The organism is Stenotrophomonas sp. AB1(2024) (assembly GCF_037482345.1).
Taxonomy (GTDB): Bacteria; Pseudomonadota; Gammaproteobacteria; order Xanthomonadales; family Xanthomonadaceae; genus Stenotrophomonas.
This window is the reverse complement of sequence record NZ_JBBHKO020000001.1, coordinates 1,614,191-1,632,511: the sequence shown is the minus strand read 5'-3', so window position 1 is coordinate 1,632,511 and position 18,321 is coordinate 1,614,191. Positions and strand designations below refer to the sequence as shown.

The window sequence follows — 18,321 nt, the reverse complement described above, 5'->3', positions numbered from 1 at the left end:
ACGTCATGAGCAGCCAGCCCGCAACCGCGTCGCACGCCCCCAACCCGGGCATGCAGGTCACCACCTTCGAGAACCCGATGGGCATCGATGGGTTCGAATTCGTTGAATTCGCCGCGCCGGCCGGTCGTGGCGACGAACTCCACGACTATTTCCGCAGGATGGGCTTCACCGCCGTGTTGCGCCACAAGCAGCGCGCCATCACCGTGTACCGCCAGGGCGGCGTGAACTTCCTGGTCAACGAAGAGCCTGATTCCTTCGCTTCGGACTTCGCCGACAAGCACGGTCCGTGCGCCTGTGGCTTTGCGATCCGCTTCCAGAAGCCCGGTGACGAAGTGTTCAAGATGGCGCTGGGCAATGGCGCCGAAGCGATCGACTTCAAGCCGGACACCAAGGCCGTGCCGGCCCCGATCATCAAGGGCATCGGCGACTGCATGTTGTACCTGGTGGATCGTTATGGCGCCGCTGGCAGCATGTTCGATACCGACTACGCGCCGATCGATGGCGTGGACCAGAACCCTGTCGGTTTTGGCCTGACTTTCATCGATCACCTGACCCACAACCTGTATTTCGGCAACATGCAGCAGTGGTCGGACTACTACGAGCGCCTGTTCAACTTCCGCGAGATCCGCTACTTCGACATCAAGGGCCTCAAGACCGGCCTGGTGTCCAAGGCGATGACCGCGCCGGACGGCATCGTGCGCATTCCGCTCAATGAGTCGTCCGATCCCAAGAGCCAGATCAACGAATACCTGGACGCCTACAAGGGCGAGGGCATCCAGCACATCGCCTGCTTCACCGAGAACATCTACTACACCGTCGAGGCGATGCGCGCGCAGGGCGTGGAGTTCCTGGATACGCCGGACACCTACTTCGATGTGATCGACATGCGGGTGCCCAACCACGGCGAAGACGTTGCCCGCCTGGCGAAGAACAAGATCCTGATCGATGCCGATCCGGAAACCAAACAGCGCAAGCTGCTGCAGATCTTCACCACCAACTGCATCGGGCCGATCTTCTTCGAGATCATCCAGCGCAAGGGCAACGAGGGCTTCGGTGAAGGCAATTTCACCGCGCTGTTCGAAAGCATCGAGCGCGACCAGATCAAGCGCGGCGTGCTGTAATTGCCTTTGCACCAATGACCATAACGCCGGGCTCGCCCGGCAACATGAGACCTCCACCATGTCCACCCCAATGGCATCACGCGGCTACCAGACCGGTTTCGGCAACGAATTCGCCACGGAAGCCGTTCCCGGCGCGCTGCCGGTGGGGCGCAACTCGCCGCAGCGGGTAGCGCATGGTCTGTACGCCGAACAGCTGTCCGGCACGGCGTTCACTGCGCCGCGCGGCAGCAACCGGCGCAGCTGGGTGTATCGGATCCGCCCGGCGGTAACCCATGGGGAATTCCAGCCCTACGCGCAGCCGCGCCTGCACAGCGATTTCGCCCAGGGCGCGGTGTCGCCCAACCAGCTGCGCTGGGACCCGTTGCCCTTGCCGGGTGCACCGACGGATTTCGTCGATGGCCTGTACACCCTGGGTGGCAACGGCTCGCCCGACGCGCACGGCGGCGTGGGCATCCACCTGTATGCCGCCACCGCGGACATGCGGGGCCGCTACTTCTACAACGCCGATGGCGAACTGCTGGTCGTGCCGGAGCTGGGCCGGCTGCGCCTGCTCACCGAGCTGGGCGTGATCGAGATCGAACCGCAGCAGATCGCGGTGATTCCACGCGGCGTGCGCTTCCGTGTCGAATTGCCCGACGGCCAGGCGCGCGGCTACGTCTGCGAAAACTTCGGTGCGCTGCTCAAGCTTCCCGATCTTGGCCCGATCGGGTCCAATGGGCTGGCCAATCCGCGCGATTTTGAAACGCCGCATGCGGCCTACGAAGATGTCGATGGCGCGTTCGAGCTGATCGCCAAGTTCCAAGGCCGATTGTGGCGTGCGGACATCGACCACTCACCGCTGGATGTAGTGGCCTGGCACGGCAACTATGCGCCGTACCGCTATGACCTGCGCCGCTTCAATACCATCGGCTCGATCAGCCACGACCATCCGGATCCGTCGATCTTCCTGGTACTGCATTCGCCCAGCGATACCCCGGGCACCAGCAACATGGATTTCGCGATCTTCCCGCCGCGCTGGCTGGTGGCGCAGGATACATTCCGGCCGCCGTGGTTCCACCGCAACATCGCCAGCGAGTTCATGGGCCTGATCCATGGCGCCTATGACGCCAAGGCCGAGGGCTTCGTGCCCGGTGGTGCCTCCCTGCACAACAGCATGAGCGGCCACGGCCCGGATGCGGCCACGTTCGAGAAAGCCTCCGCTGCCGACCTCAGCAGGCCGGACGTCATCAAGGACACCATGGCTTTCATGTTCGAAACGCGTGGCGTGATTCGCGCCACCGCGCAGGCGATGGACGCGGCGCACCGCCAGCGTGACTATCAGCACTGCTGGCAGGGGTTGAAGAAGAACTTCATCGGCTGACCCACCACCTCACTTGAGGTAGTGGTACCGGAGCGAAGCAATCTCAGCGACGTCGCCGTCGATGCGGTAGACAAGCCGGTGTTCCAGATCGATGCGTCTGGACCACCATCCCGACTTGTCGAACCTCAGCTTCTCGGGGGTGCCGATGCCCTGGTGGGGCTCGCGGACGATTGCCTTGAGCAGGGCGTTGATTCTTTCGGCCTTGCGCCGGTCGACCTGTTGCCAACGCTGGTAGTCGAGCCACGCCGCATCAGAGAACTGGAGCTTCACTCAATGAGCTCATGCACCGTGCCGCCACCGGCCTCAAGCTGCGCAATGGCGGCAGCCAGGTGCGCGGCATTGGCGGGGGAGCGCATCAGGTATGCGGTTTCCTCAATCGAGCGATAGTCCTCAAGGGACATCATCACGACAGCTTTCGACCCACTTCGAGTGATCACGACCGGCTCGTGATCGTTGATGACGCGATCCATGGTTTCTGCCAATGCGGCGCGTGCCGCGCTGTATGTCAGGGTCTGCATGATCGGTCGCTCGGACAAGGGTGTACAGAAAATTGTACATATCGATTCGAGCAGGTCAATTGATGCCGTCAACTTGTGGCCGCGCCCGCCTGCTCAAGCTGTGCAAGATGCGTCTCTGGCAGCACCTCGAACAGGCGCTGGCGTACGCGTTCGCAATAGCCGGGTGAAGTCAGCCCAGGCAGTGCCTCAAGGGCGCTGCCCAACGCAGTTACCACCTGCTCGTCGCTGCGGGCCTGCTGCAATGTGTACAACAACGCGGCCGCCTGCGGGTGCCGCTGCAGTTCCAGTATGCCGAGCAGATAGATGCGCGCGGCCACCAGCGAACGGCGACGTTCGGTGACGGGGGCGGCGCTGGCCGGTACCGCGCCCTTGACGTCCGGCGCAACCGGCGTCGGCGCCGGTTCGGGCGGCGCGGCAGAAACCAGGTAGCCAGCGTGGATCAGCTGGATCACCATGGCTGACGCTTCCGGCCCGATCATGGCCGTGAGCTGGGGCAGGTCGCGTTGCCCATCGCACAGGATCAGCAGCCGCCGTTGGCGCATGTCCAAGGGCGCACGGTGGGCTTGCAGGGCGTCGCGGGCGAGTTCAGTCTTGCGCGGTTGCATGGGCGTGGGGTCGAAGCGGTGCAGGCCGAGCCTGAACGCCGCAGGTGTAACTGTGATGACACGCACGAACTGAATGCACGGGCTGCACGCCTGCCACGCTAGCCTGCGAACACTGACAGGAGGGCGTGCATATGAAGCAGCTGGCAAGCGTGGTGGCATTCGGTATCTCAATCGCGTTGGCGGGCTGCGACCGTCATCCACAGACCCCCACAGCCGATGCCGAGGCGGCGGTGGTAGAGCCGGCGGCCGATCCTGCCGCGCAGGGTCCGGCGCGCCTGGACGGGTACGGCCCGTTGACCCTGGGTGCAACAGTGGATGAAGTCCGTGCAGCGTGGAAGGAGCCCCTGCAGGGCGAGGTCGCCGATGACTATTGCCACGCGCTGCGCCCGCAGGGCAGCCAGGCCGATGACGTGATCCTGATGATCGAAGGCAAGCGCCTGGTCCGCTACGACGTGCGCAACGACCGTATCGTGGCGCCGGGTGGTGGCAAGGTCGGCATGTCGTTGGGCCGGGTGCAGATGCTGTATCCCGATCGCGGCGACCTGACCCCGCACAAATACGACGAGAAGGGTCATAACCTGCGGGTGGGCCCCGCCACCGAGGGTGGCGCGCTGATCAACTTTGAAATCAACGGCGAAGGCACGGTCACCGCCTGGCGGGTCGGCAAGACCCCGCAGGTGGACTATGTGGAAGGCTGTTCCTGAGCCAAGGCGCGGGGTCGGGTTGGCCGGCCCGGCGCGCAACGTTTGTGCGCCGGGCCGGAACTGGCCCTAGAATCAGGCCACGCCACCTGGGGATCTGCCGATGATCGCTGCCACCGCTTGGTTCCTGCTGGGCCTGCTGCTGCTCGCACTGGGGGGCGAATCCATCGTCAAGGCGGCCTCGGGGCTGGCCCAGCGCTTTGGCGCCTCGCCCTTTGTGGCCGGCCTGTTGCTGGTGACATTCGGGACGTCATTGCCTGAGCTGGTGGTCAACGCCCGTGCATTCGTGGTCGGTGCCGAAGCGCTCGCGCTGGGCAACGCCGTTGGCAGCAACATCGTCAATGTTGGATTGACCCTGGCGCTGGCCGCGCTCTCGGCGCCGCTGCTGGTCAGGGCGCGGCTGCTCTCGCCATTGCTGGTGCTGCTGGCGGTGGCCAGCCTGGCCCTGATCGTGTTTGGGTTGGACGGGGTGATCGCGCGCTGGGAAGGCGGTGTGCTGCTGCTGGGCTTCGTCGCGGTGCTTGCGTTCGTGTTGCGCCAGGCGCGGCGGGAATCCGAACCGGTGCGCGAGGCGATTGCCGGTTATGCGATGACCCGCACCGGACTGTTCCTCAACGTACTGCGGGTGCTGTTTGCCGCCGTGTGCCTGTACTACGGCGCGCGCTGGATCGTGGGTGCCGCGCCGGTGATGGGCGCCAGCCTGGGCTGGTCGCCGTTGCTGGTGGGCCTGCTGCCCGTGGCCATCGGTACCGCGTTGCCGGAAGTGGCCGCTGCGATCATGGCCGCCCGCCGCGGCCAGGGTGACATGGTGCTGGGCCACGTGATCGGCTCGAGCCTGTTCAACCTGCTGGTGGTGGTGGGCGGCATGGCGGCGTTGCGCCCGCTGGTGCTGCCCGAATCGTTCGTGAAACTGGAGTTGCCTGCTGCGATCGCCTTCGTGCTGGTGCTCTACCCGATGCTGCGCGGCGACCTGACCATCAGCCGTCGGGAGGGTGGGATCCTGCTGACCGCCTTCGTGGCGTGGATAGCGCTGGAGCTTGCCTTGATCGGGTAGAGCCACGCCGCGCCCCTTGACCGGGGTGCGCCATTCCGGTGAACGCGTCGCCACGCGCCCGAGGCCCGCCGCGCCGACACGTAACATGGTTCACGCGTGGCTGCTCTGCGGTTGGCACCGCGAAGCCACGCAGGGCGTGGCTCTACGCGTGGTTTCGCCGATTATTGGGGCTATTGTTCCGGGGGGGCGGTGGGATCCGGGCGCGTGGCGACGCGTTCCTCGGAAAGGCGCTCATCTGTCAAATGGCGCGGCAGCGGCGGCGGCAACTGTTCTTCCTTGGCCTTCTCATGCCCCGGCAGGCTCGGCCGCTTTTCCATCATCAGCGACAGCGCGGCCTTGGCCATCATGTGCGCGCTGATCGGCGCGGTGATGAACAGGAACACGGTAATCATCAGCTCGCGCGGCTGCGGGTCTTCGCCCAGGAAGATGTGGTACAGCACCGAACCGGCCAGCACGCAGCCCACGCCCAGCGTGCTGGCCTTGGTCGGCGCATGCAGGCGCTTGAAGAACGTGGACAGCTTCACAAGCCCCAGTGCGCCGACCAGGATGAAGAAGCAGCCAAACAGCAGCAGCAGCGACAGCGCGACCTGGATGAAGGTGATCATTCGACGATGTCCCGGCGCAGCACGAACTTGCTCAGCACCACCGTGCTGCCAAAGCCCAGCATTGCAATCACCAGCGCGGCTTCGAAATACACGGCCGAATTGAGGTACATGCCAAACAGCATCAGTTCGGCGATGGCCGTCACCGACAGCGTGTCCAACGCCAGGATCCGGTCGGGCACGGTCGGCCCGCGCAGCAGGCGCCAGGTGGCCAGCAGCATGGCCAGCCCGACCACGTGCATGCACACCGCCATGGTGGTCTGGATGAAGGTGAAACCGGTCATGGGAAAATCTCCATCAGCGGGGCTTCGTAACGGCTCTTGATCTGCCGGATCAACGCGTCCGGATCGTCCAGGTGCAGCACATGCACCAGCAGGTGGCGACGGTCATCGGACAGCGCCGCCGACACCGTGCCCGGGGTCAGGGTGATCATGCTGGTGAGTACGGCGATGCCGTGGATGTTGGCGATATCCAGCGGCAGCCAGATGAAGCCGGGGTGGATGCGCCGCTCCGGGCCCAGTACCTGCACGGCAACGCGGATGTTGGAGACCAGGATGTCCCACAGCGTCACGCAGATCAGCTTGGGCAGTGGCCGCAGCGAACCGATGCGCGCGAACTCGCGGTCCAGCCGCGCGGCAAACAGGGGCACCACCACGCCCAGCAGCATGCCGAGCAGGATCTGGCCCAGGGTGAAGCTGTCGGACATCAGCACCCAGAACCCGGTCACCATCACGCTCAGCGATGTCGAGGGGAACAGGCGGCGAAGAAACGGGCGGCGGCTCATGGCTGGCGGATCTCCGGCGTGGTCGCGCGCAGTTCACCCACGTAATCCTGCGGCGTGAGCAGCTGCGTGGCCATGGCATCGGTGTACTGCATCAACGGGTTGGCGAACACGCTCATGCCGATGCCGTAGCAGAGCAGCAGCGCGGCTGCGAACAGTTCCACGGTGCGGGTAGGGGCCTTGCGTGGCGGTGGCACACCTTCCTCCAGCACCGGCACGCGCCAGAACAGGCGGATACCGGCGCGGGTGATGCCCACGATGACCATCAGGCTGCTGCCCAGCACCGCGGCCCACACCACGACGGTGTATGGCGCGGGCATGCCGGCCAGCAGCGCGGCCTTGGCCAGGAACCCGGACAACGGCGGCAGGCCAGCCACCGACACCGCACCGATCAGGAACAGCACGGCCGGAGTTTCCTTGCCGGGCATCGGCGCGATGATTTCCTTGCGGTCGCTGGCGCCACCGCGGCGGCGGCGGATCAGGTCGGCAATGAGGAACAGCGCGGCAGCCACGAAGGTGCTGTGCGGCAGGTAGTACAGCCCAGCCGAGAGCACCTGCGGGGTGCGGATCGAGAAGGCGATGAACAGCGTGGCCGCCGAGACCACCACCAGGTAGGAGATCAGCACGCGCAGGCGCGCGGCAGCGAGCACGCCCAGCCCACCCAGCACCAGCGTGGCCACGCCGGCCCACAGCAGCCACTGGCTGCCGTAGCCAGCCATGGCCCCGGCGTCCTCACCGAACCACAGCGCGCTGACCCGCAGCATCGCGTACAGGCCGACCTTGGTCATGATCGCAAACAGCGCTGCCACCGCTGCCGGCGCCCGCGCGTAGGCCTCGGGCAGCCACAGGTACAGCGGCATCAGCGCTGCCTTGCTGCAGAACACCAGCAACAGCAGGCCCAGGGTCGCCTTGACCAGGGTCAGGTGCGTGGGCGGTACCTCGGCGATGCGCTGGGACAGTTCGGCCATGTTGAGCGAGCCCAACGAGGCGTACAGCAGCCCCAGCGCGATCAGGAACAGCGTGGAAGCAGTGACGTTGAACACCACATAGTGCAGGCCGATGCGCATGCGCAGGCCGCGTCCGCCGCTGAGCAGCAGGCCATAGGAGGCGATCAGCATCACCTCGAAGAACACGAACAGGTTGAAGATGTCGCCGGTGAGGAAGGCTCCGTTGAGGCCCACCAGCTGGAACTGGAACAGCGCGTGGAAGTGCGGCGCGCGCCGGTCCCAGCCGGAGCAGGCATGCAGCAGGCAGGGAATGGCCAGCAGCAGCGTGGTCAGCAGCATCCAGCTGGACAGCCGGTCGGCCACCAGCGCGATGCCCAGGCGCGAAGGCCAGTCGCCCAGCAGGTACGCCGCGATGGTGCCATCGGCGGTCTGTGCGAACACCAGGGCCACCGTCGCCGCCAGCGCCGCCAGCGTGGTCCAGGCCACCGTGCGCTGCACCTTGGGCCCGTAACGGCGGTGTTCGACGAACAGCGAACAGGCGGCACCGAACAGCGGAATCAGGATGGGCAGGATCACCGCATGGTTCATGCGCCGCCCTCCCGGCCGGGCGCGGTGTCGGGCAGCTCTGCCGCCTCATCCTCGTGCGCGTCGACGTGGTCGCTGTGGTTGTCGCTGCGGCTGCGCATGGCCAGCACGATGCTCACGGCGGTCATCGCGAACGCGATCACGATCGCGGTCAGCACCAGCGCCTGCGGCAACGGGTCGGTGTAGTTGCGCAGGGTGCTGTCCACGCCTTCCTTCAACACCGGCGCCTTGCCGGTGACCAGGCGGCCGCCGGAGAAGATCAGCAGGTTGGTGGCGTAGGACAGGAAGGTCATGCCGAGGATGACGTCGAAGCTGCGTGCACGCAGCAGCAGGTAGATGCCGATCGCAGCGAGTACGCCGATCGCGCTTGCCAGGGCCAGTTCCATCAGTGGGTCTCCCCGGTGCGTGCCGAGCGGCGGTTGGGATCGATCTCGCCCTTGCGGGAATTACGGGTGCGCGAAGGCTTTACCGTGCCCATCATCGACAGGATCAGCATCGCCCCGCCGAACACCACCAGGTACACGCCGGTGTCGAAGCCGACCGCGCTGGCCAGCGGCACGGTGCCGATCAGCGGCAGCTCCAGGTCCAGGTGCCCGCTGGTCAGGAACGGCACCCCGAACAGCATCGACGCGCAGCCGCTGACGATGGCGATGAGCAGGCCGGCGCCGATGCAGCGGATGTAGTCGAAGCCGAAGCGCGATTCCACCGAGGTGGTGCCCTGGATGACGTACTGGATCAGTAGCGGCACCGCCAGCACCAGGCCGGCGATGAAGCCGCCGCCGGGCGCGTTGTGGCCACGCAGGAACAGGAAGATCGACACGGTGAGCGTCAGCGGGAACATCACCTGGGCCAGGTCGGCCGGCACCGGCAGCTTGATCGGCGGGCCGGGCATGATCTGTTCCGGCGCCATCCGCGAGCGCCGCAGCATGGCGTGCACCACCAGCGCGGCGATGCCGAACACGGTGATCTCACCGAAGGTATCGAAGCCACGGAAGTCCACCAGGATCACGTTGACCACGTTCTCGCCGTAGGCTTCGGGCAGTGCGCGCGCGAGCAGTTCGCCGGCCATGGTGTTGGGCGGCAGGGTCATCGCGCTGTAGGCCATGGCGGCCAGGCCACCGCCGCCGACCACCGCGATCAGCGCGTCACGACGCTTGCGCCAGCGCGACTTCTCCGGCGGCGACTGCGCCGGCAGGTAGTTCATGCCCAGCAGCATCAGCACCAGGGTGACCATCTCCACCAGCAGCTGGGTCAGGGCCAGGTCGGGCGCGGACAGGAACACGAAGGTCAGCGACACCATCAGGCCCACGCCGCCGGCCACCAGCACCGCCAGCAGGCGCTGCCGGTACACGAATAACGCACCGAGCGCGCAGGTCACCATCACCATCCACAGCGCCCAGCCCAGCAGCGGAATGGGCTGTGGCGAGGGCCAGTTGGGCGACACCGGATTGGCCACGAACGGCGCGGCGGCAACGATGATCGCCACCACCACCAGCGCCATCAGCATGCGCTGCAGGCTGCCGTTGGCCAGGCCCTGGGTCAGCCGGTGGGCGAAGCCGAACACCAGGTCCAGCTGCTTGTGGAACAGGTTGCGCCCGGTGCTGCGGGTGATCACCGCATGCAGGTTGATCAGTTTTCGCAGCCCGAAGTACAGCGCGATGCCGCCCAGCACGCCGGCGACGCTCATCATCAGCGGCATGTTGAAGCCATGCCACACCGACAGGCTGTAGGCCGGCATGGCCGGGCCCAGGATTGAAGACGCCGCCGCATGCAGTACCGGGGCCACGGTGATCGCCGGGGCCACGCCCACCGCCACGCACAGCACCACCAGGATCTCCACCGGCACCTTCATGAAGCGCGGCGGCTCGTGCGGCACCCGGTCCAGGTCGTGCGGACCCTTGCCGAAGAAGGTGTCGTGCACGAAGCGCAGGCTGTAGGCCACGCCGAACACGCCGGCCAGCAACGCGGCGATCGACACCGCGATGCGCATCGGCTCCGGGCCCTGCGTGGTGATGGCTTCGGCGAACAGCATTTCCTTGGACAGGAAACCGTTGAGCAGCGGAATGCCGGCCATGGCCAGCGAGGCGATGATCGCCAGCGCGCTGGTGAACGGCATCAGCCGCCGCAGGCCACCCAGTTTGCGCATGTCGCGGGTGCCGGTTTCATGGTCGATGATGCCGGCGGCCATGAACAACGAAGCCTTGAAGGTGGCGTGGTTGAGGATGTGGAACACGCCGGCCACCACCGCCATCGGCGTGGACAGGCCGAACAGCAGGGTGATCAGGCCCAGGTGGGAGATCGTCGAATAGGCCAGCAGGCCCTTCAGGTCGTGCTGGAAGATTGCGTTCCAGGCGCCGATCAGCAGGGTCAGCGCGCCGATGCCGCTGACCGTATAGAAGAACAGGTCGGTACCGGCCAGCGCCGGATGCAGGCGCGCCAGCAGGAACACGCCGGCCTTCACCATGGTGGCCGAATGCAGGTAGGCCGACACCGGGGTGGGTGCGGCCATGGCATGCGGCAGCCAGAAGTGGAACGGGAACTGCGCGCTCTTGGTGAAGATGCCGGCCAGCACCAGGAACAGTGCCCACGGGTACAGCGGGTTGGCGCGGATCACATCGCCGGCGGCAAGCACTGCATCCAGCTCGAAGCTGCCAACGATGCGGCCGATCAGCAGCACGCCGCCAAGCAGGGCCAGGCCACCGCCGCCGGTGACCACCAGCGCCATCCGCGCGCCCTCGCGGGCGTCCTGGCGGTGCGACCAGAAGCCGATCAGCAGGAACGAGCTGATGCTGGTCATTTCCCAGAACACCATCAGCAACAGCAGGTTGCCCGACAGCACCATGCCCAGCATGGCGCCCATGAACAGCAGCAGGTAGCAGTAGAAGCGGTGGGCGTTGTCGCGCGGGCTCAGGTAGTAGTGCGCATACATCACCACCAGCGCGCCGATGGCCAGCACCATGCCGGCGAACATCCAGGTCAGCCCGTCCAGGCGCAGCGAGAACGCCAGCCCGATCTGCGGCAGCCAGTCCCCGAAACTGCGCACGACCCCGCCATCGAGGATCGCGGGGGTCATTGTCGCCAGCAGCGCCAAGCCGCCCACGGGCGCGGCTGCGGCCAGCCAGGCGGCGGTGGCACGGGAACCATGGCGGAACACAATGACCGCCGCCGCCAGCAGGAAGGGCAGGGCGAGCAGCAGGAGAAGACTGGGATTCATGCAGGGAATGCGCGATTCACGAGCAGGCCTTTTAGTCTAACAGGCAGGGATTTGTCGCCGATATACCCGATTACGCCATCAACTGCATGCAACGTGCGTGATTCATCTTTTTCGTGCGGGCAAGGTGGTCCATTCGGGGTTGTTCAACGCCGTATGGAGATACTGTCAGCACTTTGCCGTGTGAGCGATCTGGCTGCCGTTCAGCCCAGCAACGGCAGGGGCTGCGCCCGACCGTCGCCGGTAGCGCAGATGAACGAATCGACGTCCCCGGATCCCGCCTGCGGCCATGCTGGACCCGATGCCGTAGAGCAGGGGTGAGCATCCATTTCCGTTCAGGTTCGCCATCCAGGTCGGCGCCGGCGCGCCGGACCCGTAGTGCCAGGCCCTGCCTGGCAACGTCATCCATCCGACAGCCAGGACCCGTCAGTCAGTACTGCCAATCAAACTTCCGATACACCTTGGCCATCACCCAGGCCGGCCCGATCAACAGATAGGTCAGATCGGTCAGAAAGCTCGGCTTGCGCCCTTCAAATTTGTGTCCAATGAACTGTGCGATCCAGGCGACCACGAACACGCCCAGCCCCAGCCAGGCCAGACTGGCCAGGCCGATCTCGGCTTCCAGCAGCCGGCAGGTGCAGCCGCAGACAAAGAAGAAGGCCAGCATGCCCAGTCCCAACCGGCGCGACAGCCGGTTGTAGAAGCACCACGCGGTAAACATCGCCAGCCCCGCCCAGACCCCGTACTGGAACCAGGTGATCAGCGGCGGCAGGCACCACAGCAGGGCAATGACCGACCACAGGATCGCCGGTACCGCCACCACGTGGATGTGCTGGTTCAACGTATTGCGGTGATCGTCGGAATAGCTGGCGAAATAGCGGTCGATGGGCCGCACAAGCTGGGTCGTCGTGGACATTGAGCCTCCGGATTGGGCACAGGATACTCCCGGTAGCCGACCGGCCAACGTCTTTATCCCGGGCAGCGGGGCAGAGCCCCGCTCTACGGAGGCCCGCCGCCTGTGCCGGCGACGGGCACATCCGTCAATCCACCGAGATCCCCGCCAGGCGCTGCAGCGCTTCGGCGTACTTGGCGCGGGTGCGCTCGATGATGTCCGCCGGAATGGTCGGGCCCGGGGCGGTCTTGCCCCAGTCCAGCGTCTCCAGGTAATCGCGGACGAACTGCTTGTCGTAGCTCGGCGGGCTGGTGCCCACTTCGTACTCGTCGGCCGGCCAGTAGCGCGAGGAATCCGGCGTGAGCATCTCGTCCATGATGTACAGGCGGCCATCGGCGTCGGTACCGAACTCGAACTTGGTGTCGGCCAGGATGATGCCGTGCTCGCGCGCGTAATCGGCGGCGAACTTGTAGATGCGCAGGGTGGCATCGCGCACGCGCTCGGCCAGGTCTGCGCCGACCGCCTTCACCATCGCATCGAAATCGATGTTCTCGTCATGGTCGCCCACGGCGGCCTTGGTCGAGGGGGTGAAGATCGGCTCGGGCAGCTGCTCGGCCTGGCGCAGGCCGTCGGGCAGATCAATGCCGCTGACCTTGCCGGTGCGCTGGTAGTCCTTCCAGCCACTGCCGATGAGGTAGCCGCGGGCGATGGCTTCCACCGGCACCGGCTTGAGCTTGCGGGTCACCACCGCGCGCTTGGCGTACAGCGCCGGGTCCACGCCGTCGGGCAGCACGCTGGCCACGTCGATGCCGGTGAGGTGGTTGGGCATCAGGTGCGCGGTCTTGGCGAACCAGAAGTTCGAGACCTGGCAGAGCATTTCGCCCTTGCCCGGGATCGGATCGGGAAGCACCACGTCGAAGGCCGACAGACGGTCGGTAGCGACCATCAGCAGGTAGTCCCCCGGCGGAGTGCCGGCGGGCAGCCGTTCGCGCGGAATGTCGAAAACATCACGCACCTTGCCGCGGTGGCGCAAGGGCAGGCCGGGGAGATCGGATTGCAACAACGTGGTTGGCACGGGCACTCCTGAGGCTTCGTCGAGACAGCTGTCCAGGGCACCCGGAGGGCCCGCAGAGACAGCGGGCGGCCTAGTGTAAAGCGGGTTGGGCCCGCTGTGACGTAAAATGAGGTTCCTTTGTTGCCCCGGCCGCCCCGACGACCATGCGCTGGTACGGAAAACTGCTCGGATTCATCGCCGGGGCCCTGCTTTTCAGGCCCAACCCGCTGTTCGGGGCCGTCATCGGCCTGTTGATCGGCCATGCCTTCGACGCCGACTGGTTCCGCCTGAACAGGGAGAACCCCTACCGGGAGCTGGGGCTGACCTCCGAGGCCACCGATGCCGAGGTCGACCTGGCCTACCGCCGGCTGATGTCCCAGTACCACCCCGACAAGGTCGTGGGCGCCGCTCCGGAGCTGCGCCAGCAGGCCGAGCGCAAGGCGCGCCAGCTCAACGCCGCCTACGACCGCATCAAGACCCTGCGCAAGCGCTGAGCGCGCGCGGCCCCTCCTCTACGTCCTCAAGGCACCGGCCATGTCCAACTGCATCATCGCCCCCTCCATCCTGTCCGCCAATTTCGCCCGCCTCGGCGAGGAAGTGGACAACGTGCTTGCCGCCGGTGCCGACTGGGTGCACTTCGATGTGATGGACAACCATTACGTGCCGAACCTGACCATCGGCCCGATGGTGTGCCAGGCCCTGCGCAAGCACGGCGTGACCGCGCCGATCGACGTGCACCTGATGGTGGAGCCGGTGGACCGCATCATTCCGGATTTCGCCGAGGCCGGCGCGACCTATATCAGCTTCCACCCCGAAGCCAGCCGCCACGTGCACCGCACCATCCAGCTGATCCGCTCGCTGGGCTGCAAGCCGGGCCTGGTGCTCAACCCGGGCACCCCGGTGGACATCCTGGACTGGGTGCTGGACGACCTGGACCTGGTGCTGCTGATGTCGGTCAACCCGGGTTTCGGCGGCCAGGCGTTCATTCCCTCGGCGCTGGACAAGCTGCGCGTGGTGCGCCAGAAGATCGATGCCAGCGGCCGCGACGTGCGCCTGGAAATCGACGGCGGGGTCAAGGCCGACAACATCGGCGCCATTGCCGCGGCCGGTGCCGATGCCTTCGTGGCCGGCTCGGCGATCTTCAACGCACCGATCAGCTACAAGGACGTGATCGACCAGATGCGCCACAACGTGGCCAAGGCGCGGGGCTGAGCATGGGCGCGGCCGGGCTGCAGATCCGCGACGCCACTGCGGCCGATGCCGCGCTGATCCTGCGCTTCATCCGCGAACTGGCGATCTACGAGAAGGCTGAATCGTCGGTGCAGACCGACGAGGCCGGCATCGTCGCCAGCCTGTTCGGCGAGGGCGCCAAGGCGCGTGCGCTGGTCTGCGAAGCCGATGGCCAGGCCATCGGTTACGCCGTGTACTTCTACAACTATTCCACCTGGCTGGGCCGCAACGGCATTTACCTGGAAGACCTGTACGTGAGCCCGGCCCAGCGCGGCAGCGGCGCCGGCAAAGCGCTGCTGAAGCACATCGCTCGCCTGGCCGTGGCCGAAGGTTGCGGCCGTTTCGAATGGTCGGTGCTGGACTGGAACGAGCCTGCCATCAAGTTCTACGAAGCGGCCGGGGCGAAACCGCAGAACGAGTGGACCGTATACCGGCTGGAAGGCGACGCCCTGAAGGACTTCGCGCAACTCCGGTAGGTATCGACCGTTGGTCGATATGGCAGGTGCGCGCAAAAAAAAAGACCGCACTCTTGCGAATGCGGCCCTGAGAATAGCGGGAGGCTGATCCTGCCTCCATCCGTCGTCCTTGCTATGGACTTCCATTCTCCGGGCGATCGGTGACCGTTTGATGACGTTCACCGCACCTGACGCATCGCACTGCTAGCCTGCGGCTCCTCCCAATTGTGGAAGTGCTGCATGCATGGTCCCCGCTGGCGTCTGATCCTCAACGGCAAGTCCACTGGCAACGACGACCTGCGCGCGGCCGTGCACGCGGTTCGTGACGAGGGAGTCACCCTGGAGGCACGCGTCACCTGGGAAGACGGCGACGCCGAGCGCTACGTGGCCGAGGCGATCGAGCATGGGGTGGATACCATCATTGCCGCCGGGGGCGACGGCACCCTGAGCGAAGTGGCGGAAACCCTGGCCCACCGTGATGAGGCCGCCGACGCCCTGCCGACGCTGGGGCTGGTGCCGCTGGGCACCGCCAATGACTTCGCCACGGCGGCGGGCATTCCCGACGCGCCGCTGCAGGCACTGAAGCTGATCCAGGCACAGGCGGCGCGGCCGGTAGACCTGCTGCGCATCGATGCCGATGGGGAACTGTGGTGGTGCGCGAACGTGGCCAGCGGCGGCTTCGGAACCGAGGTGACGGTGGAGACCGACGAAGGCATGAAGAAGGTGCTGGGCGGTTTGGCCTATCTGGTCACCGGCATCTCCCGCCTGGGCCGGATCGACCCGATCCAGGCCAGGCTGCGCACGCCAGACTTCGATTGGGCGGGCGGTTTCATTGCGTTGGGCATCGGCAATGGCCGCCAGGCCGGCGGCGGCCAGGTGCTGTGCCCCGAAGCGCTGGTCAACGACGGCCTGCTGGATCTGACCGTGATCCCGGAGCTGAGTGGCGAAGTCGCCTCGACGCTGGGGGCGCTGATCCGTGGCGGCAAGCAGGGCGCGATGGAGCAGGTAGCCGAGCGCACCCGTGCGCCGTGGGTGGAGATCGAAGCCGACGAGCCGATGACACTCAACCTGGATGGCGAACCGGTGCGCGCGCGACGCTTCCGCATCGACTGCGTGGCAGCACGCGTGCGCATGCACCTACCGCTCGACAGCGCGCTCTTACAGTAGCCGTTTGCGCGCCGTTCGCCGTAGAGCCGGGCCCTGCCCGGCTGCCTCACAGCAGCGGAATATCCTCTTCTCTAGTTGGGAACCCAAAGGCTTCCCGCTTCTGCCGGATGCCGTCCGGCATGGGCGGCCGGGGAATATCCCGAGCGACCAGCCACTGCTGGCACTTCTTCTGCCACGGCAGAAGATCCGGAGTGGTGATGCCCCAGTAGATGTGTTCAGCAATGAACATGCGGTCCGGCTCGCCGATTGATGACTTGAGCATCACGCTCGGGTCCGCGCCGTGTTGAAGAAGCCAGTAAACGTGTTCGAAGGCGCCACGACCGCTGTACCAGCTGATAGGGGTATCGGAAGCGCCGAGGCTGGGCTCATTTACGTCCGCACCGCCCTCCACCAACAGCTTCACGTTGTCCCACTGGTTGCCGCTGATGAATGCCTGGTAGAGCAATGTTTCGTTGTTGGAGTTGCGCGTGTTGGGGTCGCCACCATGCTTCAGGAGCAACGCGAGAAAGCGCGGATCGTCCATCTTGGCGGCGTAGACCATGGCATTGTTGAAGTGGACCACCTCACCGTTCATCTGCTTCACCAGCCGCGCATTGGGGTTCGCGCCGTTCTCCAACATGGCGCGCAGGCCATCCAGGCTCTTTGCTCGCAATGGCCATGCCAGCAGAGGAATGCCATCGCGACGGGCGAAGGTCTTGTCGGGATCAACCCCGTCATCCTTGATCAGGCGGCGAATGGCTTGCGCGTCACCGGTCTCGGTTACGATAGCCAACTCCAATGCCTTCCCATCGAAGTAGTCACCGGCGCCATGTGAAGACGATGCCGCACACCCGCTGAGTAGAAGGAGTATCAGCGATGCCTTTGCAGCCAGCGCAGTCTTCACTAGGTGAGTCGCTTCAATGTGTGTGGAACTTTTCAACGCTGATGCTCCGAAGGGTTCAGGATAGACACCTTGTCAGAGAAGCGGAACCTCCTCTTCTCTCGTGGGGAAGCCAAAGGCTTCACGCTTCTTGCGGATGTGCTCAGGCATCGGCGGACGCGGGATGTTTCGTGCGACGAGCCATTGCTGGCTCTTCTTCTGCCATGGAACCAGGTCGGGCGTGGTGACACCCCAATAAATGTCCTCAACCATCATCTGTCGCGATGGAAGGTTCGATCCAGCGGGTGGGCGTGACGGAATGGTGGGGTCTGCGCCATGCTCGAGCAGCCAATAGGCAGAATCAAATCCACCTCGGCTGGTGTACCAGCTCAGAACCGTGTCATCTCCCTTGCTGAGGTTGGACTCGTTGATCTTTGCGCCATGTTCCACCAACGTCTGGATGTTCTTCCATTGATTTCCACTGAGGAAGGCCTGCAGCATCAGGGTTTCATTGGCCGAATTGCGCGTGTTTGGATCCCCGCCATGCTTCAGGAGCAACTCCAGAAATCGCGGATCTTCCATCTTCGCGGCGTAGACCATGGCGTTGTTGAAGTGAACCTCCCGTCCGTTCATCTGCTTCACTTCGCGCGCGTTCGGGTCAGCCCCGTTGTCCAGAAGTGAGCGCAGTCCGTCAAGATTGCCTGCACGGAGTGGCCACGCCACGATGGGGATCCCATCGCGGCGCGCAAAGGTAGAGTCGGGATCGACACCTTCATCCTTGATCAAGTGGCGGATGACTTTCGCGTCACCAGTCTCGGTTGCGATGGCCAGCTGCAACGCCTTGCCGTCGAAAAAGTCGCCAGCGCCATGTGAAGATGACGCAGCGCATCCATTGACGAGGAAAAGTGTGAGCCATGCCGCACTTAGAAGGGCCTTTGTCATCGTGTTGTGAAGACTGATGCGCATGATCATCCTGATGTTGAGCCCCTGAAGGGGTGACATTAGCAAAGTGTTCTGGTATTCGATAAGCAGCGCGGCTCGGGGGGGCGCGCCTTCACTGTGCAATGGAGCTTGCCATGAGTGGTCCCGACATCGAGGCGCGTGCCCGCGCCATCCAGGAGCAGAATCTTCTTGTCCAGCAGTTGCGCGAGAGCGGCAACGAGTACGAAGCGAGTCGTC

General features: G+C 65.3%; 21 protein-coding genes. 8 read left to right on the top strand and 13 right to left on the bottom strand.

The features are described from left to right. Positions 1 to 5 precede the first annotated feature (5 nt). Complete coding sequence (gene hppD, locus WIX41_RS07705) at positions 6 to 1,121, top strand: 4-hydroxyphenylpyruvate dioxygenase (RefSeq protein WP_409187344.1); 1,116 nt, start codon at positions 6 to 8, stop codon at positions 1,119 to 1,121. Between the two features lie 58 nt (positions 1,122 to 1,179). Beyond that, a complete protein-coding gene (hmgA, locus tag WIX41_RS07700) occupies positions 1,180 to 2,481 on the top strand; it encodes a homogentisate 1,2-dioxygenase (protein WP_339446502.1) in 1,302 nt (433 codons plus the stop codon). A 9-nt stretch (positions 2,482 to 2,490) separates the two neighbouring features. On the opposite strand, the gene WIX41_RS07695 is transcribed toward hmgA, so the two are convergent. From WIX41_RS07695 to WIX41_RS07685, 3 genes are all read right to left on the bottom strand, one after another. Further along, on the bottom strand, positions 2,491 to 2,751 hold the full coding sequence (locus WIX41_RS07695) for a Txe/YoeB family addiction module toxin (RefSeq protein ID WP_339446501.1): 261 nt from the start codon (positions 2,749 to 2,751) through the stop codon (positions 2,491 to 2,493). Next, entirely contained in the window at positions 2,748 to 2,999 is a 252-nt protein-coding gene (locus tag WIX41_RS07690) for a type II toxin-antitoxin system Phd/YefM family antitoxin (RefSeq protein WP_339446500.1), read from the bottom strand. The genes WIX41_RS07695 and WIX41_RS07690 overlap by 4 nt, the downstream gene beginning before the upstream one ends. Positions 3,000 to 3,067: 68 nt before the next feature. Beyond that, entirely contained in the window at positions 3,068 to 3,604 is a 537-nt protein-coding gene (locus WIX41_RS07685; RefSeq protein ID WP_409187468.1) for a hypothetical protein, read from the bottom strand. A 131-nt stretch (positions 3,605 to 3,735) separates the two neighbouring features. Between WIX41_RS07685 and WIX41_RS07680 the strand changes: the two genes are divergently transcribed. Further along, positions 3,736 to 4,308 carry a hypothetical protein gene (locus WIX41_RS07680; protein WP_339446498.1) on the top strand — a complete coding sequence of 191 codons (573 nt, stop codon included), beginning with the start codon at positions 3,736 to 3,738 and terminating at the stop codon, positions 4,306 to 4,308. Positions 4,309 to 4,408: 100 nt separating this feature from the next. Then, positions 4,409 to 5,359 (top strand): sodium:calcium antiporter, encoded by a 951-nt coding sequence (locus WIX41_RS07675; RefSeq protein WP_339446497.1) that lies wholly within the window; start codon positions 4,409 to 4,411, stop codon positions 5,357 to 5,359. Between the two features lie 170 nt (positions 5,360 to 5,529). Here WIX41_RS07675 and WIX41_RS07670 read toward each other — a convergent pair whose 3' ends face one another. The 8 genes from WIX41_RS07670 to WIX41_RS07635 form a co-directional block, all read right to left on the bottom strand. Then, entirely contained in the window at positions 5,530 to 5,964 is a 435-nt protein-coding gene (locus WIX41_RS07670; protein ID WP_339446496.1) for a Na+/H+ antiporter subunit G, read from the bottom strand. After that, positions 5,961 to 6,245, bottom strand: a complete 285-nt coding sequence (locus tag WIX41_RS07665) for a K+/H+ antiporter subunit F (protein WP_068854300.1) — start codon at positions 6,243 to 6,245, stop codon at positions 5,961 to 5,963. Before WIX41_RS07665 ends, WIX41_RS07670 begins: the two co-directional genes overlap by 4 nt. Further along, positions 6,242 to 6,745, bottom strand: a complete 504-nt coding sequence (locus WIX41_RS07660) for a Na+/H+ antiporter subunit E (RefSeq protein ID WP_339446495.1) — start codon at positions 6,743 to 6,745, stop codon at positions 6,242 to 6,244. The genes WIX41_RS07665 and WIX41_RS07660 overlap by 4 nt, the downstream gene beginning before the upstream one ends. Further along, positions 6,742 to 8,277, bottom strand: coding sequence for a monovalent cation/H+ antiporter subunit D (locus WIX41_RS07655; protein WP_339446494.1), 1,536 nt, complete (start codon positions 8,275 to 8,277; stop codon positions 6,742 to 6,744). The genes WIX41_RS07660 and WIX41_RS07655 overlap by 4 nt, the downstream gene beginning before the upstream one ends. After that, entirely contained in the window at positions 8,274 to 8,660 is a 387-nt protein-coding gene (locus WIX41_RS07650; protein ID WP_339446493.1) for a Na+/H+ antiporter subunit C, read from the bottom strand. Before WIX41_RS07650 ends, WIX41_RS07655 begins: the two co-directional genes overlap by 4 nt. Further along, complete coding sequence (locus tag WIX41_RS07645; RefSeq protein WP_339446492.1) at positions 8,660 to 11,488, bottom strand: monovalent cation/H+ antiporter subunit A; 2,829 nt, start codon at positions 11,486 to 11,488, stop codon at positions 8,660 to 8,662. The genes WIX41_RS07650 and WIX41_RS07645 overlap by 1 nt, the downstream gene beginning before the upstream one ends. Before the next feature lie 427 nt (positions 11,489 to 11,915). Beyond that, positions 11,916 to 12,401, bottom strand: coding sequence for a DUF962 domain-containing protein (locus WIX41_RS07640; RefSeq protein WP_339446491.1), 486 nt, complete (start codon positions 12,399 to 12,401; stop codon positions 11,916 to 11,918). Between the two features lie 124 nt (positions 12,402 to 12,525). Beyond that, positions 12,526 to 13,452 (bottom strand): phosphoribosylaminoimidazolesuccinocarboxamide synthase, encoded by a 927-nt coding sequence (locus WIX41_RS07635; RefSeq protein ID WP_339446490.1) that lies wholly within the window; start codon positions 13,450 to 13,452, stop codon positions 12,526 to 12,528. Positions 13,453 to 13,595: 143 nt separating this feature from the next. Between WIX41_RS07635 and WIX41_RS07630 the strand changes: the two genes are divergently transcribed. From WIX41_RS07630 to yegS, 4 genes are all read left to right on the top strand, one after another. Continuing rightward, on the top strand, positions 13,596 to 13,925 hold the full coding sequence (locus tag WIX41_RS07630) for a J domain-containing protein (RefSeq protein ID WP_339446489.1): 330 nt from the start codon (positions 13,596 to 13,598) through the stop codon (positions 13,923 to 13,925). A 40-nt stretch (positions 13,926 to 13,965) separates the two neighbouring features. After that, positions 13,966 to 14,643, top strand: a complete 678-nt coding sequence (rpe, locus tag WIX41_RS07625; protein ID WP_068854293.1) for a ribulose-phosphate 3-epimerase — start codon at positions 13,966 to 13,968, stop codon at positions 14,641 to 14,643. Between the two features lie 2 nt (positions 14,644 to 14,645). Then, on the top strand, positions 14,646 to 15,137 hold the full coding sequence (locus WIX41_RS07620) for a GNAT family N-acetyltransferase (RefSeq protein WP_339446488.1): 492 nt from the start codon (positions 14,646 to 14,648) through the stop codon (positions 15,135 to 15,137). A 219-nt stretch (positions 15,138 to 15,356) separates the two neighbouring features. Further along, positions 15,357 to 16,283 (top strand): lipid kinase YegS, encoded by a 927-nt coding sequence (yegS, locus tag WIX41_RS07615; RefSeq protein ID WP_339446487.1) that lies wholly within the window; start codon positions 15,357 to 15,359, stop codon positions 16,281 to 16,283. A gap of 46 nt (positions 16,284 to 16,329) precedes the next feature. Here yegS and WIX41_RS07610 read toward each other — a convergent pair whose 3' ends face one another. Together WIX41_RS07610 and WIX41_RS07605 are read right to left on the bottom strand one after the other, a co-directional pair. Then, complete coding sequence (locus WIX41_RS07610) at positions 16,330 to 17,166, bottom strand: ankyrin repeat domain-containing protein (protein ID WP_339446486.1); 837 nt, start codon at positions 17,164 to 17,166, stop codon at positions 16,330 to 16,332. 72 nt (positions 17,167 to 17,238) lie between these two features. Then, complete coding sequence (locus WIX41_RS07605; RefSeq protein ID WP_339446485.1) at positions 17,239 to 18,108, bottom strand: ankyrin repeat domain-containing protein; 870 nt, start codon at positions 18,106 to 18,108, stop codon at positions 17,239 to 17,241. Positions 18,109 to 18,321: the final 213 nt, after the last annotated feature.